This is a genomic window from Achromobacter sp. ES-001, from assembly GCF_019448355.1.
In the GTDB taxonomy this organism is placed as follows: Bacteria; Pseudomonadota; Gammaproteobacteria; order Burkholderiales; family Burkholderiaceae_B; genus Achromobacter; species Achromobacter spanius_B.
Window position 1 is genome coordinate 1,952,990 of record NZ_CP079940.1, and the last position, 22,312, is coordinate 1,975,301.

Sequence of the window (22,312 nt, forward strand, 5' to 3'; positions counted from 1 at the left end):
CTCATAGCGCTGTTGTCAGCGTTATGAGTTAGGTTTTACCTAACAGCTATATTCGTTCTTTAACAATCTGGAAGAAGCACAACGAAATGTACTTATTAAGTACTCGGCGCAAGTCGAAGAAAATAAGTACGGGTTGTGATTGCATTATTTTGTTCCAAGTTCTCAAGACTGGGGTGAATAACCTCAGACTGCTTTGAAACTTATGAACGGCACAAACGCTAATACTCAGGTCCTATAGCCTACAGCGTTATAGGATCAAGCGACTAAGTGCATATGGTGGATGCCTTGGCGATCACAGGCGATGAAGGACGTAGTAGCCTGCGAAAAGCTACGGGGAGCTGGCAAACAAGCTTTGATCCGTAGATGTCCGAATGGGGAAACCCACTGCAGCAATGCAGTATCCCTAGCTGAATACATAGGCTAGTGGAAGCGAACCGGGTGAACTGAAACATCTCAGTAGCTCGAGGAAAAGAAATCAACCGAGATTCCGAAAGTAGTGGCGAGCGAAATCGGAAGAGCCTTTACGTTTTAGCATGCAAGATAGTCGAACGGAATGGAAAGTCCGGCCGTAGCAGGTGATAGCCCTGTAGATGAAATCTTGTGTGTGGAACTAAGCGTAAGACAAGTAGGGCGGGACACGTGAAATCCTGTTTGAAGATGGGGGGACCATCCTCCAAGGCTAAATACTCGTGATCGACCGATAGTGAACCAGTACCGTGAGGGAAAGGCGAAAAGAACCCCGGAAGGGGAGTGAAATAGATCCTGAAACCGTATGCATACAAACAGTAGGAGCCTCCTTGTGGGGTGACTGCGTACCTTTTGTATAATGGGTCAGCGACTTACATTCAGTGGCAAGGTTAACCGAATAGGGAAGCCGTAGCGAAAGCGAGTCCGAATAGGGCGATTCAGTCGCTGGGTGTAGACCCGAAACCAGATGATCTATCCATGGCCAGGTTGAAGGCACGGTAACACGTGCTGGAGGACCGAACCCACTAATGTTGAAAAATTAGGGGATGAGCTGTGGATAGGGGTGAAAGGCTAAACAAATCTGGAAATAGCTGGTTCTCTCCGAAAACTATTTAGGTAGTGCCTCAAGTATTACTGCGGGGGGTAGAGCACTGTTATAGCTAGGGGGTCATGGCGACTTACCAAACTATGGCAAACTCCGAATACCCGCAAGTACAGCTTGGGAGACAGAGCACCGGGTGCTAACGTCCGGACTCAAGAGGGAAACAACCCAGACCGCCAGCTAAGGTCCCGAATTATCGCTAAGTGGGAAACGAAGTGGGAAGGCATAGACAGTCAGGAGGTTGGCTTAGAAGCAGCCATCCTTTAAAGAAAGCGTAATAGCTCACTGATCGAGTCGTCCTGCGCGGAAGATGTAACGGGGCTAAGCGATAAACCGAAGCTGCGGGTGTGCACTTTTAGTGCACGCGGTAGGAGAGCGTTCTGTAAGCCTGCGAAGGTGGCTTGTAAAGGCTGCTGGAGGTATCAGAAGTGCGAATGCTGACATGAGTAGCGATAAAGGGGGTGAAAAGCCCCCTCGCCGTAAGTCCAAGGTTTCCTGCGCAACGTTCATCGGCGCAGGGTGAGTCGGCCCCTAAGGCGAGGCAGAGATGCGTAGCTGATGGGAAACTGGTTAATATTCCAGTACCGTCGTACAGTGCGATGGGGGGACGGATCGCGGAAGATCATCAGGGTGTTGGATGTCCCTGTTGCTGTATCGAAGATGGCGCTTAGGCAAATCCGGGCGCGTAAATCAAGGGTATGGCACGAGCGAGCATTGCTTGCGAAGTGATTGGAAGTGGTTCCAAGAAAAGCCTCTAAGCTTCAGCTGTACGAGACCGTACCGCAAACCGACACAGGTGGACGGGATGAATATTCCAAGGCGCTTGAGAGAACTCAGGAGAAGGAACTCGGCAAATTGATACCGTAACTTCGGGAGAAGGTATACCCCGGTAGTGTGAAGCGCCTGCGCGCTTAGCATGATGGGGTCGCAGAGAATCGGTGGCTGCGACTGTTTATTAAAAACACAGCACTCTGCAAAGACGAAAGTCGACGTATAGGGTGTGACGCCTGCCCGGTGCCGGAAGGTTAAGTGATGGGGTGCAAGCTCTTGATCGAAGCCCCGGTAAACGGCGGCCGTAACTATAACGGTCCTAAGGTAGCGAAATTCCTTGTCGGGTAAGTTCCGACCTGCACGAATGGCGTAACGATGGCCACACTGTCTCCTCCTGAGACTCAGCGAAGTTGAAGTGTTTGTGATGATGCAATCTACCCGCGGCTAGACGGAAAGACCCCATGAACCTTTACTGTAGCTTTGCATTGATCTGTGAACCGGCCTGTGTAGGATAGGTGGGAGGCTTTGAAGCGTGGTCGCTAGATCACGTGGAGCCATCCTTGAAATACCACCCTGGTTTGTTTGCGGTTCTAACCTTGGTCCGTTATCCGGATCGGGGACAGTGCATGGTGGGCAGTTTGACTGGGGCGGTCTCCTCCCAAAGTGTAACGGAGGAGTTCGAAGGTACGCTAGGTACGGTCGGAAATCGTGCTGATAGTGCAATGGCATAAGCGTGCTTGACTGTGAGACTGACAAGTCGAACAGGTGCGAAAGCAGGACATAGTGATCCGGTGGTTCTGAATGGAAGGGCCATCGCTCAACGGATAAAAGGTACTCTGGGGATAACAGGCTGATACCGCCCAAGAGTTCATATCGACGGCGGTGTTTGGCACCTCGATGTCGGCTCATCTCATCCTGGGGCTGTAGCCGGTCCCAAGGGTATGGCTGTTCGCCATTTAAAGAGGTACGTGAGCTGGGTTTAAAACGTCGTGAGACAGTTTGGTCCCTATCTGCCGTGGGCGTTGGATACTTGACGGAGCCTGCTCCTAGTACGAGAGGACCGGAGTGGACGTACCTCTGGTGTACCGGTTGTCATGCCAATGGCATTGCCGGGTAGCTAAGTACGGAAGAGATAACCGCTGAAGGCATCTAAGCGGGAAACTCGTCTGAAGATTAGGTATCCCGGGGACTTGATCCCCCTAAAGAGTCGTTCGAGACCAGGACGTTGATAGGTCGGGTGTGGAAGCGCAGTAATGCGTTAAGCTAACCGATACTAATTGCTCGTGAGGCTTGATCCTATAACACTGATGGTTATTGACCTGGTGATATAGCGTTCCAAGTGTCGTTCAATACAAAATCTGGCTGCACCGTCAGCAGCCAGCCAACACCAATTACGACCCCCCTGTGCATGATCATCGAGCTAGCCTCTGATCATCCACACGTTGTGTTTCTTCCAAGATTGGAGCCGTTGCGTTAACCCGCAACCGCTCAACCAGTTACGCCTGACGACCATAGCAAGGTGGTACCACTCCTTCCCATCCCGAACAGGACAGTGAAACGCCTTCGCGCCGATGATAGTGGACGGACGTCTGTGAAAGTAGGTCATCGTCAGGCTTTTATTGCGCAAAACCCCACAGGTGATCCTGTGGGGTTTTGTTTTTTTGTTTTTCGGTTTTTGGTTTAAGTTTTAGTTTGAGAATTCATGAGAAAAGCCCCGCTGCTTGCAGCGGGGCTTTTCTGTTTATCGCCGCTAGTTGGACCACAAGTTTGATTACGACGCGGACAAGTACTGCTGACGGTCTATGCCATGACGCTGAAGTTTGTCGTAGAACGTCTTGCGCGGAATACCTAGCGATTCAAGCGTGGCTTTGATGTCGCCTTGATGGATTTGAAGCGCATCGCGTATCAGCTGAGCTTCAAATTGCTCCATACGCTCGGGCAGGGTTTGCTTATTGTCGGGCGCTGGTACGGGGCTGGATTTCACTGTGTCCGGGACGCCCAGGACCAGGCGTTCCGCGAAGTGGGCAAGCTCGCGCACGTTGCCGGGCCACGCGTGTGTCATCACATGCTGGGTGATTGAGCTTGGTATGTCCGGGATGTCTCGCTGGAAGCGGCGTGACGCGTGACCAAGGTAATGCGCGAACAGCAGAGGAATGTCCTCACGGCGCTCGCGCAGGGGCGGAATGCGGATGGTGACGACGTTCAGCCGGTAGAAAAGGTCTTCCCGGAATTTGCCGCGTATGGAGGGATCGCCCAAGTCTTCCTTGGTGGCTGCCACCACACGCAGGTCCAGGTTGCGAACCTCATTGCTGCCCAGCGGGGTGATCTGGCGTGATTCGAGCACGCGCAGCAGCTTCACCTGTACTGCCAACGGCATGCTTTCGATCTCGTCCAGGAAAAGAGTCCCGCCGCTGGCGTGTTCGATGCGCCCAATGCGTTTCTTCTGCGCGCCAGTGAAGGCGCCGGCTTCGTGACCGAATAACTCGCTTTCTATGACGCTTTCCGGCAATGCGCCGCAATTGATCGCAACCAGCGAACGATGACGGCGCCGGCTCAAGCGGTGAAGCGCAGTCGCGACGACTTCTTTGCCGGTGCCCGTCTCTCCCTCTACCAGTACGTCGACATTTGCGTCGGCGATGTGGCGCAGCGTTTCCTTGATACGTTGCATCGCCGGCGTCGAGCCTATAAACGGGACCTCGTCTGCCTCGACGGCAAACGCCGCCTCCCGCAGGCGTCGATTCTCCAGCACCAGGCGACGTTTTTCCGAAGCGTGAAGGATGGCGGTCGTCAGCCGGTCAGGCGCATACGGCTTGGCCAAAAAGTCATAGGCGCCATCGCGCATGCACTGCACCGCCGTAGCGATATCGCCATGGCCAGTGATCAAGATGACGGGAAGCTCCGGATCGATGTCGCGCAAGCGACGGAATAATTGCAGCCCGTCGATGTCGGGCATGCGGATGTCGGTGACCACCACGCCATCAAACCCGCGATGCAGCGTCGGAAGTGCCGAGCGCGCCGAGTTGTGCGCGTCTACCGTCATGCCATGCAACTTCAATGTCTGAACGTTGGCGTGGCGCAAGTCTTCATCGTCGTCGATGAAGACGACATGCGGCGGGCCGGGCTGACCGTCGTCAAGCGGCGCGACCGCGTAGGGGGAGGTGTCGGAAGGATGGTTCATGGCGAAATGGCTGGCCGGTAATGCGCGGTGGGCGCCTTGCGTAATGTGAGTATGAAAGTGGCGCCGCCCAAGGCGCCGGGCAGAGGCGGAAACGCGGGGTCGTTCGGGTCCACGGCCAACAAGTCGCCGCCGAATTCGGCGACGATGTCGCGGCATATCACCAGCCCCAGTCCCAAGCCTTCCGCTTTTGTCGTGTAGAAGGGCGTGAAAAGGCGTGTGCGCGTGCCGGCGGCAAGGCCGGGGCCGTTGTCGCTGACCGAGAGTCGCACTGTTTCGCCCAGGTCTTGCAGCGCGACGAGCACGCGGCCGTCGGCAACGCCTTCCAGCGCTTCCATTGCGTTCTGCAGCAAATTCACCAACACCTGTTCGAGGCGAATGCGGTCGGCACGGACCAGCACATCCTGGTCGTCGGGCGGCCGTACCAGGGTGACCCCTTGCCTGCGTGTACGCGGCCCGATCAGCAGCAGTGCGCCTTCCATGGCGTCCTTCAGGCTTGTCGGCCCCACTGAGGTGCCCGCCTTGCGCGAGAATGCGCGGAGTTCGCCGGTGATGTGGCCGATGCGTTCTGTCAACGCGGCGATGGTGCCCAGGTTTTCATTGACGGCAGCCATGTCGTCGCGGCGCACGAATTCGGTGGCGTTGTCGGCGTAGGCGCGGATTGCCGCAACGGGCTGATTGATCTCGTGCGCCACCCCCGCCGCCACCTGGCCGAGCAGCGCCAGCTTACTGGCCTGGACCAGCTCGTCCTGCATGGTGTGCAAGCGGGCTTCGGCCCGCTGCCGCTCGTCCATCTCGTCCATTAACTGCTCATTGAGTTCGCTAAGCTGCGCGGTACGTTCGCCGACCAGTGCAGCCAGCTGAGCCTGCGTGGCCGCTTGCTGCTGGGCTTGCTCGCGATTGCGCTGGCGCCGGTAAAGCACGATGCCCAGCGCCGCGGCCAAGAGGCTTAGCGCAAGCAGTGCCGCCATTTGGGCGTTGGCGGTGGCCTGGTTCATGGCGGCCTGGACTGGCGACAAAAGGTGCAGCGTCCAACCCGGAGACTCGGTGATCGGCAGCGTTGTGTGCAGCAGCGGAGCGCCTTTTGGAATCTGCGGCAAGGCGTCGTCAGTGTGTACCAACTGACCATTGCCCACGGACGACAGCGGTGGCGTCAGCGGCAAGGTTTGAAAGCGGGCATCACCGAACTGGAGACTGGTGCGCAACGTCTGTGCCAAATCGGGAGACAGGGGCGCTAACACGTCGAACCGCCAATCCGACACGCTGCCCAGCAGCACCACGCCATGTTCGTCCGTGACGAAGATGGGCGCGATGGATTGGCGCCAGTCGGATTCCAGGTCGCGAAAGTCCACCTTCAAGACGATCACACCCAACATGGCGCCTTGCGCGTCGTCCACCCGACGGGACAGGTACAGCCCGGCTTCGTGGCTGATCGTTCCCAACGCGAAATGTTCTGCCGAGCCTCGGGCAACCGCGCCTTGAAAGTACGGCCGAAACTGATAATCCACTCCGACAAACGTGGCGGGTTCTCGCCAATTGCTGGCTGCAATTGCCAAGCCCGTCTTGTCCAGCAGGTAGATCGCCGACGCGCCGACGCCACGCGTCAGTGTGTCGAGCTTGTCATCCAGCGATTCCACCTGAGCGGCCGAGGCGCCTTGCAGCACCGCGCGCACGTCCACGTCCCGGGTCAAGACAAAGGGCAGCGCGCGGAATTTGTCGAGGTTGTTGCGCAGCAAGGCCGCGTTGATCTGCCCCGCGCTACGCGCTTGAAGCGTGGCGCTTTTGATCGCGTTCTCGCGCGCCCACTCGGTGGCCGCCTGCAACACCCCGGCCACCACGCCGATGACGACCAGCATGGCAAGCACGCGCGCGCGCCAAGGCCGGGGCGCTGGGCGGGTGGGGGACCAGGCCAAGTTTGAATGCGCGGAACCGGCAGAGGGTGCGGGGCGAGCGGCGCGAGAGGAAGGAGCTTTGGACATGATGTGCGGGTTTCCGCACATTCTAACTTGATTCTGTGTGGTTATCCGCCATTTGGTTCGCCCAATACGAAACGAAAATCGGATAAATCCTTTAACTATCAATGGCTTGCCGTCCATGTATAGCCCGCCCACGACCTGGCACGGGTCTTGCGTATGTAGCCATAAGCCGAGCCGCTTTCCGCGCGCCCGGTGAAATCGGCGTGCGGCCACTGCGCATTGCCATAAAACAGAAAACGCCCCGTCGCCCGTTGCGGCAAGGGGCATTGGTGGGGACAAATCCCGATGATCGAAATAGATCAAGGCGCGCCTGCGCGCAAGCTCAAGTTCTATCAAATCCTGTACGTGCAGGTAATTTTCGCCATCGTGATCGGGGTGCTGCTGGGCGCGTTCAAGCCTGAACTCGGCCAACAGATGCAGCCCCTGGGCGACGCCTTCATCAAGCTGGTCAAGATGATCATCGCACCGGTCATCTTCCTGACCGTGGCCTCGGGCATCGCGGCGATGAGCGACCTGAAGAAGGTCGGACGCGTGGCCGGCAAGGCCATGCTGTACTTTCTGATTTTCTCGACGCTTGCGCTGATCATCGGCATGGTGGTCAGCCATATCGTCCAGCCGGGCGCGGGCATGCATATCGACCCCAGCACCCTGGACCAGAAGGCCGTGGCGAATTTCGTGGCCAAGGCCCATGATTCGACCATCACCGGCTTCCTGATGAACATCATCCCGACGACGATCTTCAGCCCATTCGTGGGCGGGGACATTCTTCAGGTGTTGTTCGTGGCGGTGCTGTTCGGCATTTCGCTGGCCATGGTGGGCGAGCGCGGCAAGCCGATCCTGAACTTCATGACCGCATTGGCCCAGCCGATTTTCAAGCTGGTCGCCATTTTGATGAAGGCCGCGCCCATCGGTGCATTCGGCGCGATGGCGTTCACCATCGGAAAGTACGGCATCAAGTCGGTCGTGAACCTGGCCATGCTGGTCGGCACGTTCTACGCGACCTCGGTCCTGTTCGTCGTCGTGGTGCTGGGCCTGGTTGCCCGCTACAACGGCTTTTCGATTCTGAAGCTGGTGCGCTACATCCGCGAAGAACTGCTGTTGGTGCTGGGCACGAGTTCATCGGAAGCCGCGCTGCCCACGCTGATGCAGAAGATGGAACGCGCCGGCTGTTCCAAGTCGGTGGTCGGGCTGGTAGTGCCCACGGGATACTCGTTCAATCTGGACGGCACCAACATCTACATGACGATGGCCGCGCTGTTCATCGCCCAGGCCTGCGACATTCCGCTGTCATTGGGCGACCAGATCTTGCTGCTGGCGGTTGCCATGCTCAGCTCCAAAGGGGCGGCGGGCGTGACCGGCGCCGGCTTCATTACCTTGGCTGCCACCTTGTCGGTGGTGCCGTCGGTGCCGATCGCCGGGATGACGCTGATCCTGGGCGTGGACCGCTTCATGTCCGAATGCCGCGCATTGACCAACCTGGTGGGTAACGCTACCGCCGCCGTCGTGGTGGCCCGCTGGGAGGGCGAGCTGGATCAAGAGCAATTGCACGCCGCGTTGGACGGCCAGCCTATGGCCGGTGGACCGGCCGGCGACATGCCTGCGCCGGAAACGCATGCGGCGATCAGCCACACGGCCTGAGGCCTGAGGCCTTAGCTAAAGCACGTCTCGCTATGAAAAATCCCCCGCGTCGGTTGCGACATGCGGGGGATTTTTTTAGGCGCTGCGGGACGGGCCTAGCCAATCGACAATGCGATGCCGGTTCAGGGCACGTGAATGCCCGCTGTTCGCAGCAGGTTTGCCGTTTCGAATAGTGGCAAACCCATCACACCCGTATAGCTGCCGGAGATGTGCGAGATAAAGGCGCCGGCCAGCCCCTGAATGCCGTACGCGCCCGCCTTGCCGTAGGGCTCGCCGCTGTCGCAGTAGCGGCCGATTTCGTCGTCGCCCAGTTCGCGCATCTGAACCTGGGTGATGGACACGGCTTCAAGCAACTGCCCGCCCGCGCATACCGCCACCGCCGTGTGCACCTCGTGTACCGAACCGGACAAGGCACGCAGAATCCGGAAGGCGTCTTCACGATCGGCGGGCTTGCCCAGCACGGCGCCATTCAGAATGACAGTGGTGTCGGCGGCCAGTAGCGGCAGTTCGGGCAGTGCGTGGTCGTGCATCCAGTCGCGGCCGCGCAGCGCCTTGTCACGGGCGGTGCGCTGGACGTAGTCGGCGGCGCTTTCACCTTCGTGTTGGGGTTCGTCTTCGCCCGGGGGGGCAGGCACAAGCAAGACTTTGTGCGCAAGACCGATCTGCGTTAGCAGTTCGCGCCGCCTGGGGCTGGCCGATGCCAGGTAAAGGCGGGCGGGGGAAGCGTCGGTGTCGGCGGTGTGAGACATGCGTGAACGCGTAAAAAATGGGGCGCTGCCCGGCCGGCGGTCAGGCGCGGTGGTAGGGGTGATTGGTCATGATGGCCCAGGCGCGATAGAGCTGTTCGGCCAACACCACGCGGACCATCGGATGGGGCAAGGTCAACGACGACAAGCGTAGCTGACCGCTGCACGAGGCCTTCAGGTCGGCGTCCAGGCCATCGGGCCCGCCGACGAGGAAGGCGACGTCCTGGCCACCGGCTCGCCATTGTTCCAGCTTTTGCGACAGGGCCATCGTGGTCAGATCGCGGCCGCGCTCGTCCAGGGCCAGGCGTAGCGCGCCTGGCGGCAGCGCGGCTTCGATGCGTTTGGCTTCGGCAGCCATCATCTGGGCGGGCGTTTTGCCGGTGGTGCGCGGTTCGGGTTTGATCTCGCGCAGTTCCAGCGCGCAATCGGCGGGCAGGCGCTTGGCGTAGTCGGCCCAGGCCGTCTCGACCCAATCCGGCATACGCGTTCCCACCGCCGCAACAATCAATTTCACGGCTGGAACTCAGGCTTCGGCGTCGTCGTAGCCGCTGTCGGTGGGGTTCGGCGCTACGCGGGTCGACTCCGGCAGCAGCTTCACTCGGACCGGCTTGCCACCCCAGATTTCTTCCAGGTTGTAGTACTGGCGAATCGCGGGCTGCATGATGTGCACGACCATGTCGCCCAGGTCGACGACGACCCATTCACCGGTGTCTTCACCTTCGATGGTGATGCCGGTCAGTTCAAGTGCGCGGCCACGGTCGGCCACGCTTGAAGCCAGGGCCCGGGTTTGGCGGTTGGAGGTGGCGCTGGCAATCACGACGCGATCGAACAAGCTTGTCAGATGCGTGGTGTTGTAGACCTTGATGTCTTGCGCCTTGACGTCTTCGAGGGCATCGATGACGGCGCGTTGGAGTTTCGTTATATCCATAGCTGCAAATATAACCCGCGGACGGACGGCGGATGCCGGCTCCGTGGCGTTTTCAGCGCCCGGCGGGTGTGGGTTTATCGGTAAAGTTGGTGCGCCGCAATATAGGCGGCGACCGAAGGGGCCAGCAGGCCGTCCGTGGACTCGCCCGCGGCCAGCCGGCGGCGGATGTCGGATGCGGACACCGCCATCGGGGCAAAGGGCAGTTCTTCCAGGCAGTGGCCTTGTTCTTGCAGCCAGGCGATCAGTTCCGCCGGCGGCGTCAACGCCGTGCCGGGGCGGGTGGCCACGGCCAGGTCCACCAGGCTGGCAATGTCGCGCCAGCTGCGCCAAGTGCAGAAATTGGCGAGCTGGTCGGCACCCAGCAGCCAGACATAGCGCGCGCCCGAGGGCAGGGCGCGCAATGTGTCGATCGTGTAAGTGGGGCCGCTGCGTTCGATTTCGATTGGGTTGACGACCAGCCCGTTATGGCCGGCAATGGCCAGTTCAAGCATGTCGCGGCGTTGTTCGCCGGTGGCATGCAGGGCGGCGCGCTGCCAGGGATTGCCCGCCGGGATCAGTTCCACGGCGGCCAGATCCAGCGTGGACAGGGCGTTTTGCGCCAGCGCGACGTGGGCGACGTGGACGGGGTCGAAGCTGCCGCCCAGGAGGCCGATGCGCTTCAAACCCAATCCCGCGGCGTCAGGTAGGGCGCGAGCTCGGCTTCGGGCGAGCCCGGTTCCGGGTGCCAGTCGTAGCGCCATTGCGCCATGGGCGGCATGGACAGCAGGATGGATTCGGTACGGCCGCCCGATTGCAGGCCAAACAGCGTGCCGCGATCGAACACCAGGTTGAATTCCACGTAGCGGCCACGGCGGTACGCCTGGAAATCGCGCTCGCGCTCTGTGTAGGCCATGCCGCGCCGACGTTCGACGATGGGCAGATAGCTGTGCAGGAACGCGTCGCCTACCGACCGCGTCAAGGCGAACGAGGCGTCAAAGCCCGGCGCGTTCAGGTCGTCAAAGAAAATGCCGCCGATGCCCCGCGTTTCGTTGCGATGCTTCAGGTAGAAGTATTCGTCGCACCAGCGCTTGTAGCGCGGATAGTAGTCCGGGCCGTGGCTGGCCAGTGCGTCGCGGCACACCGTATGGAAATGGCGCGCGTCTTCTTCAAACGGGTAATACGGGGTCAGGTCAATGCCGCCGCCGAACCAGAAGATGTCGGCTTCGTCATGCCCGGGCCGGGCCGCCGCCACGAACATGCGCACGTTCATGTGGGTGGTGGGCACGTACGGGTTGCGGGGGTGCAGCACCATCGACACGCCCATCGCTTCCCAGGCGCGGCCGGCAAGCTCGGGGCGGTGGGCGCTGGCCGACGGGGGCAGCTTGGTGCCCTTGACGTGGCTGAACAGCACGCCCGCGCGTTCGAACAGCTCGCCGCCTTCCAGCAGCCGCGACAGCCCGCCGCCGCCCTCGGGCCGGACCCATTCGTCAGCACGGAACGGGCCGCCTTCCGCGGCTTCCAGCGCCTGGACGATACGGGCCTGAAGGCCGGTGAGGTAATCGCGGACAGTGGCGACGGGCAAGGCGTTCATCGGCTTTCCGCTTACGCGTTGGACTTCGGTTTCTGTTGCGACGGCTTCAGGGCGCGCCAGCCGATATCGCTACGGTATTGGCGGCCATCGAAATGGATACCGTCGATGGCTTCGTACACGCGGTCGCGCGCCATCTTGACCGAATCGCCCAGTGCCGTAACGCACAGCACGCGACCGCCGGTGGTCTTGGTTTCTTCGCCGGTCAGTTCGGTGGCGGCGTGGAACACCATGCAGTCCTCGGCATCCGCGGGCAGGCCGCGGATGACGTCGCCGGTGCGCGGAGTATTCGGGTAATTGTGCGAGGCCAGCACCACGCCCAGCGCGGTGCGGCGGTCCCAGACGATATCGGCCTGGTTCAGCGTGCCGTCCACGGCGTGCTCAAGCGCGTCCAGCAGATCGCTCTTGACGCGCATCATGATGGGCTGCGTTTCCGGGTCGCCCATGCGGCAGTTGAATTCCAGCGTCTTGATCTCGCGGTCGGGATCATCGCCCGGGGCGATCATCAGGCCGGCGTACAGGAACCCGGTATACGGAATGCCGTCGCGCGTCATGCCCTGCACGGTCGGCAGGATGATTTCGCGCATGATGCGGTGGTGCAGTTCGGGCGTAACGATCGGCGCGGGCGAATACGCGCCCATGCCGCCGGTGTTCGGGCCCTGGTCGCCGTCTTGCAGGCGCTTGTGGTCCTGGCTGGTGGCCAGCGCCAGCACGTTGCGGCCGTCGCACATGACGATGAAGCTGGCTTCTTCGCCCACCAGGCATTCTTCGATGACGACACGAGCGCCCGCGGCGCCCATCGAGCCGTCGCCCAGCATGGCGTCAACGGCGGCGTGGGCCTCTTCCAGTGTGGCCGCGACCACAACGCCCTTGCCGGCCGCCAGGCCGTCAGCCTTGATGACGATGGGGGCGCCTTCCTGGTCGATATAGGCGTGTGCCTGGACCGGGTCGGTAAAGGTGGCATAGCGCGCGGTCGGGATGTTGTGCCGGACCATGAAGGCCTTGGCGTAGTCCTTCGAGCTTTCCAGCTGCGCGGCGGCCTTGGTGGGGCCGAAGATCTTCAGGCCACGCGCACGGAACACGTCCACGACGCCCGAGGCCAGCGGCGCTTCCGGGCCGACGACCGTCAGGGCGATTCCTTCGCGCTGGACGAAATCGGCCAGCTCCTCGGCATTGGTCAGCGGGATGTTTTCCATCTGCTCGGCCCGTTGCGTGCCGCCGTTACCCGGCGCGACGAACACCTTGTGTACGCGCGGGGAGCGGGCCAGCCGCCAGGCGAGGGCATGTTCGCGGCCGCCCGAGCCAATTACCAGGAGTTTCATGTTGCGTGATTCTGAAGGTTGCCACTCTAGCCCGTGGAGAAGGCGACGGACCCGGGACCACCCGGGGCCGTTTCACATTCCAGCGCGGCGGCGGCCGGGGCCGTCGACGTGCTGAAACCGTGCGATTTACTGCGCTTCGTCGAAAATGACGGTGGTATAGACTTCCTGCACGTCGTCCAGGCCTTCCAGGGCGTCGAGCAGTTTTTGCATCTTGATGGCGTCTTCGCCGGCCAGCTCGGTTTCGTTCAGCGCCTTCATGACGATGCCGTCCACTTCCGCCTTCAGGCCCGCGTCGTCAAACGCCTTGCGTACGGCAGCGTAGTCGGCCGGCGCGCAAACGACTTCGATCACGCCTTCTTCGTCGGTCGTGACGTCTTCGGCGCCCGCATCCAATGCGGCTTCCATGACTTTGTCTTCGGGCGTGCCCGGAGCGAATACGAACTGGCCGCAGTGCTTGAACATGAACGCCACCGAGCCTTCCTGGCCCAGGTTGCCGCCGTTCTTGGCAAACGCGTGGCGAACTTCAGCCACGGTGCGGGTGCGGTTGTCGGTCATGCAGTCGACGATGACCGCCGCGCCGCCGATGCCGTAGCCTTCGTAGCGGACTTCCTCGTAGGCGTCGCCGTCGGCACCGCCGGCGCCACGCTGGATGGCGCGCTGGATGTTGTCCTTGGGCATGTTGGCGTCGGTCGCCTTGTCCCACGCCATGCGCAGACGCGGGTTGCTGTCCGGGTCGGCGCCGCCGGCGCGCGCGGCCACGGTAATTTCACGAATGATCTTGGTCCAGAGCTTTCCGCGCTTGGCGTCTTGGCGCCCTTTGCGGTGCTGAATATTGGCCCATTTGCTGTGTCCGGCCATGGCTTCCCAGGATAAATTGGCTGCAAAAAAGGCATTTTACCGTGCCGACGGGCCTAGCGCCCGGGGCAGGGCTGCCTGTGTCGATATTGCCACGCGCACAAGCCGCGCGGCAGGCTCTACACTTGGGCATCCTTTAGCTTCCCGGTCCGGAGCGCTGCCCCATGCCCAACCCCATCGTCATCGCCAAAAACGCCCAGACCGAGCTCGCGCTGCTGCCCGCCCTGGCCAACCGGCACGGTTGCATTACCGGGGCCACCGGCACGGGCAAAACCGTCACCCTGCAAGTGCTGGCCGAATCCTTTTCCCGTATCGGCACGCCGGTGTTCATGGCCGACGTCAAGGGTGACCTGACCGGTATTTCGCAGGCGGGGGCGGCCAGCCCCAAGCTGGCCGAACGCCTGAAAAGCCTGGGGCTGGACGAGCCCGTCTGGGGAGCCAGCCCCGTCACGCTCTGGGACGTCTTTGGCGAGCAAGGCCAGCCGGTGCGAGCCACCATTACCGATATGGGGCCGCTGCTGCTGTCGCGCATCCTGGAACTGAACGACACGCAGGAAGGGGTGCTGACGCTGGTGTTCAAGGTGGCTGACGACGAAGGCCAATTGTTGTTGGACCTGAAAGACCTGCGCGCCATGCTGCAAAACGTGGCGGACCGCTCGGCCGAGCTCAAGACCCGCTACGGCAACGTGTCGTCGGCCAGCGTCGGCGCCATCCAGCGCGGCCTGCTGGCGCTGGAATCGCAGGGCGCTGAAAAGTTCTTTGGCGAGCCCATGCTGGACGTCGCCGACCTGATGCGTACGGACGCGCAAGGCCGCGGCATGGTCAACGTGCTGGCCGCCGACAAGCTGATGCAGGCCCCGCGCCTGTACGCCATCTTCCTGCTGTGGTTGTTGGCCGACTTGTACGAAAAGTTGCCCGAAGTGGGCGACATGGATCAGCCCAAGCTGGTGTTCTTTTTTGATGAAGCGCACCTGCTGTTCAACGATGCGCCTGCCGCGTTGCTGAACAAGATCGAACAAGTGGTGCGGCTGGTGCGCTCCAAGGGGGTGGGCGTCTACTTCGTGACGCAAAATCCGCTGGATATTCCCGATACCGTGCTGGGGCAGCTGGGCAATCGCGTGCAGCACGCGCTGCGGGCTTTCACGCCGCGCGATCAGAAGGCCGTCAAGACTGCCGCGCAAACCATGCGCCCCAACCCGGGGCTGGACATCGAAGCCGCCATTACCGAATTGGGCGTAGGCGAAGCGCTGGTGTCGTTGCTGGATGCCAAGGGGCGCCCCTTGCCCACCGAGCGCGCCTACATCGTGCCGCCTGCCAGCCGCATCGGCCCGGCCACCGACGCCGAACGCCAGGCGTTGCGCCAGGGCAGCCCCATGGCCGCCAAGTATGAAAAGGCCATCGATCGGGAATCCGCCTATGAGGTCCTTGCCGGGCGCGCCGCCGTCCCCGCGGACCCGCCGGCCACGGCCGGCCGCAATACGCGCGCTGAACCCGATGCGCCGGCCCCGACCGACGAGGCGGGCGGCGGTTTGATGGGCCGTCTGAACGACGTGCTGTTCGGCTCTACCGGCCCACGGGGCGGCAAGCGCGACGGCGTTGTCCAGACCATGGCCAAAAGTACGGCCCGGTCCATCGCGCGTGAACTGACACGTGGCATCCTCGGGTCGCTGCTGGGCTCAAAGACCCGGCGCTGAATCGCCCGGGGCATCCTCGACGTTACAGGCTGCGCGGCACCACCGTTTTGTAACGGGGGGTGTTGCGCCGTGGGCGTTTATGCCTATGATTCTGGGCGGTCTATCAAAGGAAAACTTAAGGAAACGTGGTGGCTAAGAAACACAAGATTGCGGTGATTCCAGGAGACGGGATTGGCAAGGAGGTCGTGCCGGAAGGCTTGAAGGTGCTGGATGCCGTGGCCAAGCGCTTCGGCATCGAATTCCAGTGGGATCATTTCGACTGGAGCTGCGACTATTACGCCCAGCACGGCAAGATGATGCCGGACGACTGGAAGGCGCAAATCGGCCAACACGAGGCCATTTTCTTCGGTTCGATCGGCTGGCCCGCCACCGTGCCCGACCACGAGGCGCTGTGGGGCTCGCTGTTCAAATTCCGTCGCGAATTTGATCAATACATCAATTTGCGACCAGTGCGCCTGATGCCCGGCGTGCCCTCGCCGCTGGCGGATCGCAAGCCCGGCGACATCGATTTCTTCATCGTCCGCGAAAACACCGAAGGCGAATACTCCAATAGCGGTGGCCGTCTGTTCGAGGGCACCGAGCGCGAAGTCGTCATTCAAGAAAGCGTGTTCACGCGTATCGGTGCGGACCGCGTGCTGAAGTTTGCATTCGAGCTTGCCCAAAAGCGCGGCAAGCACCTGACCGCTGCCACCAAATCCAATGGCATTTCGATTTCCATGCCGTGGTGGGACGAGCGCGTTGCCGACATCGCCGGGAACTATCCGGACGTGCGTTGGGACAAATACCACATCGATATCCTGTGCGCGCACTTCGTGCAGCACCCGGATTGGTTCGACGTGGTGGTGGCTTCGAATTTGTTTGGCGACATTCTTTCCGACCTTGGGCCGGCTTGCACGGGCACGATCGGTATCGCACCGTCCGCGAACCTGAACCCCGAGCGCAAGTTCCCGTCCTTGTTCGAGCCGGTTCATGGATCGGCCCCGGACATCTACGGCAAGGGCGTCGCCAACCCGATTGGGCAAATCTGGAGCGGCGCGCTGATGCTTGATTTCCTGGGTTACCCGCAGGCATCGGAAGCGGTGGTGAAGGCAATCGAAACCGTGTTGGCGGAGGGTCCGCGCACACGGGACATGAAGGGCACCGCGTCGACCGTCGACGTCGGCAACGCCATTGCGTCGCTGATTTCTGCCGGTTGAACGCATTAAGCGGGTACGGCCAATCAGGCTAGTTGATGGAACAATTAATCTCTCCCACTTCCGCCGCCCACGTGGGCGGTGGCCGTGCCGACCGCTTCGTGCGCAAGCTTTTCCGTTTGCTGCGTTCGCGCACGCAACGGCATAACCAGCATCTGTGGCCCTTCGTGCGGATCTGGCGTGACCGCACGGGCGCCATTTGCGGCTTCCGTGCCTTTGGCCGGTCGTTGCCCTTGACGCCCTTGTCGCAAGGGTACGACCGCGCCGACGAAACGGTGCACTTGATCCTGAGCGGCCCGTCGGTCGCCCAGATTCCGTACGACCAGCTGGACATACGCGTGGCGATGGGCGTGAATGGCGCCATCGCGCTGGCCCGCAAGTTTGATCTGCCGTTCAAGTACTACTGCATCATCGACCAGAATTTCGTGCGGGAACGCATTGAACTGGTGCGCGAAATCGTCTCCCGCGACCTGACGCTGTACGTCTTCCCGGAAGTGCTGCGCTACATCATGCAGGGCATCCCGCAGGACCAGATCCGCTGCCGCATCTGCATTATTGAAATGATCTCCGAACGCGCCTACCAGCGCAGCGCGGCGCCCGCCGTGCTCAAGCGGATTGCCGCCGCCACGCCGGACGTGCAATTGCTGGACGCCAAGCAGGGGCTGGGCTACAGCTTTGACGCATCGCTAGGCGTGTTCGACGCCGACACCGTGGCCTACGCGGCCTTGCAGGTGCTGGTCTCAGGCGGGGCGCGGCAGGTGTTCGTGCACGGGCTGGACCTTACCGTGCAAAATGGGCTGCGCTTTTATGACGAGGGCGGCCGTCCCCAGACCAGCCGACTGGCGCGCAATTTCGCGCACCTGATTGAACCGTCGTTCCGGTTTGCCGCCGCGCAGTGGCGAGCGCGCGGCGTGTCGGTATTCAACCTGTCGCCCGTCAGCGCCTTGTCGGCCGACATCATCGAACGGCGCGATTGGCAGGCGTTCTTGAAACCGGACGCGCTGAACATGCCATAGTCGCGCACGGCCAACCGCCGGGTAAAAAAAAGGGCGCCAGCGAAATCGCTGGCGCCCTTTTTATTTCACCGCGGCCCGGCGCGGCGTCAGTGCGCGCCTGCCGCCGCTTCCGCTGCACCGCCGTCCCCTGCCTTGGACGAACGGGGGCGCGCAAACCAGACCAGGCCCGTCAGCATCAAGAAGATGACGGCCGACGCATAGAACACGTCCACCGCCGACATCGTGAACGCCTGCGCGTTGATCAGGCCGTCAACCATGCTCAGGGCCTGCTGATGCGACACGCCCAGGCCGTTTTGCAACGTGTTGACCGTCTGGTCGAAAGCCTGCTGGCCGGGCTTGGCAATTTCGGTCAGCTGCGAGTGGTGCATGGTGGCGCGGTTTTCCCACAGCGTGGTGGCGATCGACGTGCCGAACGCGCCCGCCGTCAGCCGCAGGAAGTTTGACAGGCCCGACGCAGCGGGTATGCGCCAGGGTTCGATGCTGGACAGCGTGATGGACGTCAGCGGCACGAAGAACGCCGCCATTGCCGCGCCCTGGATGATGGTGGGCAGCATCAACGTGCGCACGTCGGTCTGCGTGTTGAACCCGGACCGCATGAAGCACACCAGCGCGAAGATCAGGAACGCCACGGTCACGATCTGGCGCGGGTCGCGCGTGGCCAGCATCTTGCCGACGATCGGGGTCAACAAGATGGCCAGCAGCCCCACCGGCGCGGTCACCAGGCCGGCGTAGGTGGCGGTGTAGCCCATATTGCTTTGCAGCCACAGCGGCAGCAGCACCACGTTGCCGAAGAACACGCCGTAAGCCACGGCCAAGGTCAGTGCGCCCACGGTGAAGTTGCGGACCTTGAACAGGCGCAAGTCCACCACCGGGTGGGCGTCGGTCAATTCCCAGATCAGGAAGAATACGAACGCCACAAAGGCCGTCGCGGCCAGCGCGATGATGGTCGGGCTGGCGAACCAATCCAGTTCCTTGCCCTTGTCCAGCATGATTTGCAGCGCGCCCACCCAGACCACCAGCAACACCAGGCCCAGCTTGTCGATGGGCAGCTTGCGCGTGACCGATTCGCGGTTGCCGTAGATGCGCCAGCTGATCCAGGCGGCCAGCAAGCCCACCGGGACGTTGATGTAGAAGATCCACGGCCAGGTGTAGTTGTCGGAAATCCAGCCCCCCAGCAGCGGCCCTGCCACGGGCGCGACCAGCGTGGTCATGGACCACACCGCCAGCGCCATGCCCGCCTTGGACTTGGGGAAGCTGGCCAGCATCAGCGTTTGCGACAGCGGAATCATCGGCCCGGCCACCGCGCCCTGCAACACCCGAAACGCGATCAGCGCTTCCAGCGACGGCGCAAAGCCGCACAGCCACGAGGCCAGCACGAACAGCAACGTCGAGATCAGGAACAGGCGCACCTGCCCGAAACGCTGAGTCAGCCACCCGGTCAAGGGCACCGTGATGGCGTTGGCAACGGCGAACGACGTAATGACCCAGGTGCCCTGGCTGGTGCTCACGCCCAGGTCGCCGGAAATCGTGGGGATGGACACGTTCGCAATCGACGTGTCCAGCACGTTCATGAACACCGCCGTGGACAGCGCGATGGACCCGATGATGCGGGCCGCGCCTTCCAGGGGCGGGTGGGTGCCCGGCGGGCGGGCGGGTTCGACGGGGGGCGCGCCAGCGCCCGCGGGCTGGGCGGTCGTGCTCATGATGCGAGGTTGTCGTCGATGATTTTCTTGATCATGGCGTCGACGTCGTCGTGCGCGGGTTCGAAGGCGCGCGTGGACCAGGCGGGCTCATTGCGCACGGCTTGCGTCAGCGCTTCGCCGTCTTGTTGGCCGACGTCCACTTCCACGTCCATTGACAGGCCGACGCGCAACGGGTGCGTCTTCAGGTCTTCGGGGTCGAGCAGGATGCGCACGGGCACGCGCTGCACGACCTTGATCCAGTTGCCCGTGGCGTTCTGCGCGGGCAAGAGCGCGAAGGCGCTGCCGGTGCCGGCATCCAGGCCGGCTACCTTGCCGTGATAAACGACCGAGCTGCCGTAAAGGTCGGCCACCATCTTGACCGGCTGGCCGATGCGCATCTTGCGCAGCTGGCCTTCCTTGAAGTTGGCTTCCACCCAGACCTGGTCCAGCGGCACCACGGTCATCAGCGCGGTGCCCGGGGCCACGCGCTGGCCCACTTGCGCGCTGCGGCGGGCAATGACGCCACCCACCGGCGCGGGCAGCACCGTACGCGACTGGGCCAGCCACGCGTTGCGCAAGCCCGCGGCGGCTTGCAGCACGTCGGGGTGATTGGCAACGGTCGTGCCTTGCGTCAGCGCCTGGTTGGTGGCCAGCTTGGCGCGCGAGGCGGCTAGCGCGGCGCGGGCCTGTGCCAGACCGGACTGCGCCGACTTCAGCGCGGCTTCGGCGTGCAGGATTTCTTCACCGCTGACGCCGCCCGACTTGGCCAGTTGCTGGCGGCGGGTGACGTCGCTTTGCGCGCGGGTCAGCTCGGCCTGGGCGCGCAGGATGTCGGCATTGCGCAGATCGACGTCGGCGGCCAGCGCATCGTTCTGCACGTAGTAGGTGCGAACCTGACGCACCATCTGCGCCAGCTTGGCCTGCGCCTGTTGCAGGGCCACGTCGGTGTCGGCCGGGTCCAGGCGCACCAGCGGCTGGCCGGCGGCGACGGTTTCGGTATCGTCGGCCTCGATGGCGATCACGGTGCCGGGCACTTGCGGCGTAATCTGCACCAGGTTGCCGTGCACGTAGGCGTCGTCGGTACTTTCAAAGTGGGAGCCAAACAGGAACCACCAGATGGCGTAGGCGATGGCGATAAGAATGAAGACGCCGGAGGCCAGCAGCAAGAGGCGTTTGCGGGCGGGATTGGCGGTGGGGGTGGCAGCGTTCATGACGTCTGAATCCGAGGATCGTTCAATGAATGGGGTTCGTGGCCGGGGCGGCCTGCGCGGCTTGCGCGGTGTCCGTGGGGGCGGGCGGGGTGTAGCCGCCGCCCAGCGCGTTGGCAAGATTGGCGTCAAGCTGGTAGGCGCGGATACGCAGATCGGTATCCATGCGCGCCTGCGTCAGCACGCCGGTTTGCGCGATCAGCACGGTGATGTAGTTGCCCAGCCCCGCCTTGTAGCGGTTAACGGCCAGGTCGTACGCGGCTTCGATGGCCTCGCGGGCCTGGCGCTGTTGGGTGCGTTCCTGTTCCAACAGGCGCAGCCCGTCCAGCGCGTCGGCCACTTGATGCACGGCGTCCAGCACGGCCTGGTTGTAGTCAGACACGGCAAGGTCCGCGTCGGCGCGGCGGCCGGCCAGGTTGGCGTTCAATTCGCCACCGTGGAAGATCGGCAACGTGACGGCCGGGCCGAAGCCGGCAGTGCGGGCGGCAGCGCCAAGCAGGTTGCCCGTGCCCAATGCCTGGAAGCCGGCGAATGCCGTCAAGTTGACGTTGGGATAGAACTCGGCCTTGGCGGTATCGATGGCGCTGCGCGCGGCTTCGGCGCGCCAGCGCGAGGCCACGACGTCGGGCCGGTGGCCCAGCAGGTCCAGGGGGATGGCCGTGGGCACGACGCCCGCGGGGGCGGTCAGGTCCACCGCAACCAGCGACTGCCCGCGCTGCGGGCCCGCGCCGGCCAGCGCCGCAACCTGGTTGCGCAGCTGCGCCAGCGTGGTTTCCGTCTGGGTCAGTTCAACCTTGCCGGCTGCCAACGAGGACTCAGCCTGCTTCACTTCCACCTGCGTGTCCAGCCCGGCGCTATAACGGCCCTGGGTCAGGGACAAGACGTCAGCGCGCTGCGCGATCACGCGCTTGAGCACGTCGCGTTGGGCAAAGGCGTTTTGCAGGTTCAGGTAGGCGCGTACGGTGGCGCTCGCGAGCATGTTGCGCGCGGCCTGGGCGTCGGCGGTGGCGGCTTCGCGCTCGGACACGGCCGACTTCAGGCGCGAACGGTTCTTGCCCCAGAAATCCAGTTCATAACTGAAATCGAGCGCCAGCCGGTTGTCGCTGACGACGGTGCCGCCCAGCGGGGCCGGGTAGATGTAGTCGGCCGACAGGTGTTCGCGATTCAGGGAGTAGTTGGCGTCCACGCGGGGCATCAGCGGGGCGCGGGCAGAGCTGACGGCGGCGTTGGCCTTGGCCAGTCGCGCTTGGGCAGCGCTCATTGAGGGGCTGTTGGCCAGCGCTTCGTCCATCAGGGCGTTGAGCTGGCTGTCGCCATAGCGTTGCCACCATTGCGTGTTGGGCCAGGCCGTGTCGTGAGCCGTCAGCCCCAGTTTGGCCGCATCCAGCGCTACGACGGGTTCGGGCCCGGGTTCCATCAGTGCGCAGCCGCTAAGTGCCAGCACCAATACGGTAGAAAGAAGGCGTTTCATC

The 22,312-nt window shown here is 62.5% G+C and carries 16 protein-coding genes and 2 rRNA genes; 6 read left to right on the forward strand and 12 right to left on the reverse strand.

All coding sequences use genetic code 11. From position 1 onward, the window contains the following. The first annotated feature begins 253 nt into the window (after positions 1-253). Positions 254-3,138, forward strand: a 23S ribosomal RNA gene (locus KYT87_RS08745). A gap of 203 nt (positions 3,139-3,341) precedes the next feature. Beyond that, a 5S ribosomal RNA gene (rrf, locus tag KYT87_RS08750) occupies positions 3,342-3,454 on the forward strand. A gap of 157 nt (positions 3,455-3,611) precedes the next feature. Here rrf and KYT87_RS08755 read toward each other — a convergent pair. Then, entirely contained in the window at positions 3,612-5,018 is a 1,407-nt protein-coding gene (locus KYT87_RS08755) for a sigma-54 dependent transcriptional regulator (RefSeq protein ID WP_255594014.1), read from the reverse strand. Then, positions 5,015-6,871, reverse strand: coding sequence for an ATP-binding protein (locus KYT87_RS08760; RefSeq protein WP_219992613.1), 1,857 nt, complete (start codon positions 6,869-6,871; stop codon positions 5,015-5,017). The genes KYT87_RS08755 and KYT87_RS08760 overlap by 4 nt, the downstream gene beginning before the upstream one ends. A gap of 405 nt (positions 6,872-7,276) precedes the next feature. On the opposite strand from KYT87_RS08760, the gene KYT87_RS08765 reads away from it, so the two are divergent. Next, entirely contained in the window at positions 7,277-8,629 is a 1,353-nt protein-coding gene (locus tag KYT87_RS08765; RefSeq protein ID WP_219992019.1) for a dicarboxylate/amino acid:cation symporter, read from the forward strand. A 122-nt stretch (positions 8,630-8,751) separates the two neighbouring features. Here KYT87_RS08765 and KYT87_RS08770 read toward each other — a convergent pair whose 3' ends face one another. The 7 genes from KYT87_RS08770 to KYT87_RS08800 form a co-directional block, all read right to left on the reverse strand. Beyond that, on the reverse strand, positions 8,752-9,378 hold the full coding sequence (locus KYT87_RS08770; protein WP_104145739.1) for a nucleoside triphosphate pyrophosphatase: 627 nt from the start codon (positions 9,376-9,378) through the stop codon (positions 8,752-8,754). A gap of 40 nt (positions 9,379-9,418) precedes the next feature. Then, positions 9,419-9,889 carry a 23S rRNA (pseudouridine(1915)-N(3))-methyltransferase RlmH gene (gene rlmH, locus KYT87_RS08775; RefSeq protein WP_006218506.1) on the reverse strand — a complete coding sequence of 157 codons (471 nt, stop codon included), beginning with the start codon at positions 9,887-9,889 and terminating at the stop codon, positions 9,419-9,421. 9 nt (positions 9,890-9,898) lie between these two features. Next, a complete protein-coding gene (gene rsfS / locus KYT87_RS08780; RefSeq protein WP_219992020.1) occupies positions 9,899-10,303 on the reverse strand; it encodes a ribosome silencing factor in 405 nt (134 codons plus the stop codon). 74 nt (positions 10,304-10,377) lie between these two features. Then, positions 10,378-10,965, reverse strand: coding sequence for a nicotinate (nicotinamide) nucleotide adenylyltransferase (gene nadD, locus KYT87_RS08785; protein ID WP_219992021.1), 588 nt, complete (start codon positions 10,963-10,965; stop codon positions 10,378-10,380). Next, positions 10,962-11,873, reverse strand: coding sequence for an oxygen-dependent coproporphyrinogen oxidase (gene hemF, locus KYT87_RS08790; RefSeq protein ID WP_219992022.1), 912 nt, complete (start codon positions 11,871-11,873; stop codon positions 10,962-10,964). Before hemF ends, nadD begins: the two co-directional genes overlap by 4 nt. Positions 11,874-11,884: 11 nt before the next feature. Then, entirely contained in the window at positions 11,885-13,192 is a 1,308-nt protein-coding gene (purD, locus tag KYT87_RS08795; protein WP_104145737.1) for a phosphoribosylamine--glycine ligase, read from the reverse strand. 126 nt (positions 13,193-13,318) lie between these two features. After that, complete coding sequence (locus KYT87_RS08800) at positions 13,319-14,050, reverse strand: YebC/PmpR family DNA-binding transcriptional regulator (RefSeq protein ID WP_046807830.1); 732 nt, start codon at positions 14,048-14,050, stop codon at positions 13,319-13,321. 161 nt (positions 14,051-14,211) lie between these two features. Here KYT87_RS08800 and KYT87_RS08805 point away from each other — a divergent pair, with 161 nt between their 5' ends. From KYT87_RS08805 to KYT87_RS08815, 3 genes are all read left to right on the forward strand, one after another. Next, the gene (locus KYT87_RS08805) at positions 14,212-15,741 is read left to right on the forward strand and encodes a helicase HerA-like C-terminal domain-containing protein (RefSeq protein WP_219992023.1); all 1,530 of its coding nucleotides are present in this window, start codon (positions 14,212-14,214) and stop codon (positions 15,739-15,741) included. Positions 15,742-15,869: 128 nt separating this feature from the next. Beyond that, a complete protein-coding gene (locus tag KYT87_RS08810) occupies positions 15,870-16,937 on the forward strand; it encodes a tartrate dehydrogenase (protein ID WP_046807828.1) in 1,068 nt (355 codons plus the stop codon). Positions 16,938-16,972: 35 nt separating this feature from the next. Further along, positions 16,973-17,950, forward strand: coding sequence for a hypothetical protein (locus tag KYT87_RS08815; RefSeq protein ID WP_104145733.1), 978 nt, complete (start codon positions 16,973-16,975; stop codon positions 17,948-17,950). An 86-nt stretch (positions 17,951-18,036) separates the two neighbouring features. On the opposite strand, the gene KYT87_RS08820 is transcribed toward KYT87_RS08815, so the two are convergent. From KYT87_RS08820 to KYT87_RS08830, 3 genes are read right to left on the reverse strand one after another with little or no spacing between them, the layout of a single operon-like run. Continuing rightward, a complete protein-coding gene (locus KYT87_RS08820) occupies positions 18,037-19,653 on the reverse strand; it encodes a DHA2 family efflux MFS transporter permease subunit (protein WP_223265034.1) in 1,617 nt (538 codons plus the stop codon). Then, positions 19,650-20,843 (reverse strand): efflux RND transporter periplasmic adaptor subunit, encoded by a 1,194-nt coding sequence (locus KYT87_RS08825; protein ID WP_120154603.1) that lies wholly within the window; start codon positions 20,841-20,843, stop codon positions 19,650-19,652. Before KYT87_RS08825 ends, KYT87_RS08820 begins: the two co-directional genes overlap by 4 nt. 22 nt (positions 20,844-20,865) lie before the next feature. Then, positions 20,866-22,311 carry an efflux transporter outer membrane subunit gene (locus KYT87_RS08830; RefSeq protein ID WP_219992024.1) on the reverse strand — a complete coding sequence of 482 codons (1,446 nt, stop codon included), beginning with the start codon at positions 22,309-22,311 and terminating at the stop codon, positions 20,866-20,868. Position 22,312 lies beyond the last annotated feature (1 nt).

What these genes read in the sequence shown, in the direction of transcription:
- KYT87_RS08755 (WP_255594014.1), bottom strand. Translation starts at nt 5,018, where the DNA reads ATGAACCATCCTTCCGACACCTCCCCCTACGCGGTCGCGCCGCTTGAC.
- KYT87_RS08760 (WP_219992613.1), bottom strand. Translation starts at nt 6,871, where the DNA reads ATGCTGGTCGTCATCGGCGTGGTGGCCGGGGTGTTGCAGGCGGCCACC.
- KYT87_RS08765 (WP_219992019.1), top strand. Translation starts at nt 7,277, where the DNA reads ATGATCGAAATAGATCAAGGCGCGCCTGCGCGCAAGCTCAAGTTCTAT.
- KYT87_RS08770 (WP_104145739.1), bottom strand. Translation starts at nt 9,378, where the DNA reads ATGTCTCACACCGCCGACACCGACGCTTCCCCCGCCCGCCTTTACCTG.
- rsfS (WP_219992020.1), bottom strand. Translation starts at nt 10,303, where the DNA reads ATGGATATAACGAAACTCCAACGCGCCGTCATCGATGCCCTCGAAGAC.
- hemF (WP_219992022.1), bottom strand. Translation starts at nt 11,873, where the DNA reads ATGAACGCCTTGCCCGTCGCCACTGTCCGCGATTACCTCACCGGCCTT.
- purD (WP_104145737.1), bottom strand. Translation starts at nt 13,192, where the DNA reads ATGAAACTCCTGGTAATTGGCTCGGGCGGCCGCGAACATGCCCTCGCC.
- KYT87_RS08800 (WP_046807830.1), bottom strand. Translation starts at nt 14,050, where the DNA reads ATGGCCGGACACAGCAAATGGGCCAATATTCAGCACCGCAAAGGGCGC.
- KYT87_RS08805 (WP_219992023.1), top strand. Translation starts at nt 14,212, where the DNA reads ATGCCCAACCCCATCGTCATCGCCAAAAACGCCCAGACCGAGCTCGCG.
- KYT87_RS08815 (WP_104145733.1), top strand. Translation starts at nt 16,973, where the DNA reads ATGGAACAATTAATCTCTCCCACTTCCGCCGCCCACGTGGGCGGTGGC.
- KYT87_RS08820 (WP_223265034.1), bottom strand. Translation starts at nt 19,653, where the DNA reads ATGAGCACGACCGCCCAGCCCGCGGGCGCTGGCGCGCCCCCCGTCGAA.
- KYT87_RS08825 (WP_120154603.1), bottom strand. Translation starts at nt 20,843, where the DNA reads ATGAACGCTGCCACCCCCACCGCCAATCCCGCCCGCAAACGCCTCTTG.
- KYT87_RS08830 (WP_219992024.1), bottom strand. Translation starts at nt 22,311, where the DNA reads ATGAAACGCCTTCTTTCTACCGTATTGGTGCTGGCACTTAGCGGCTGC.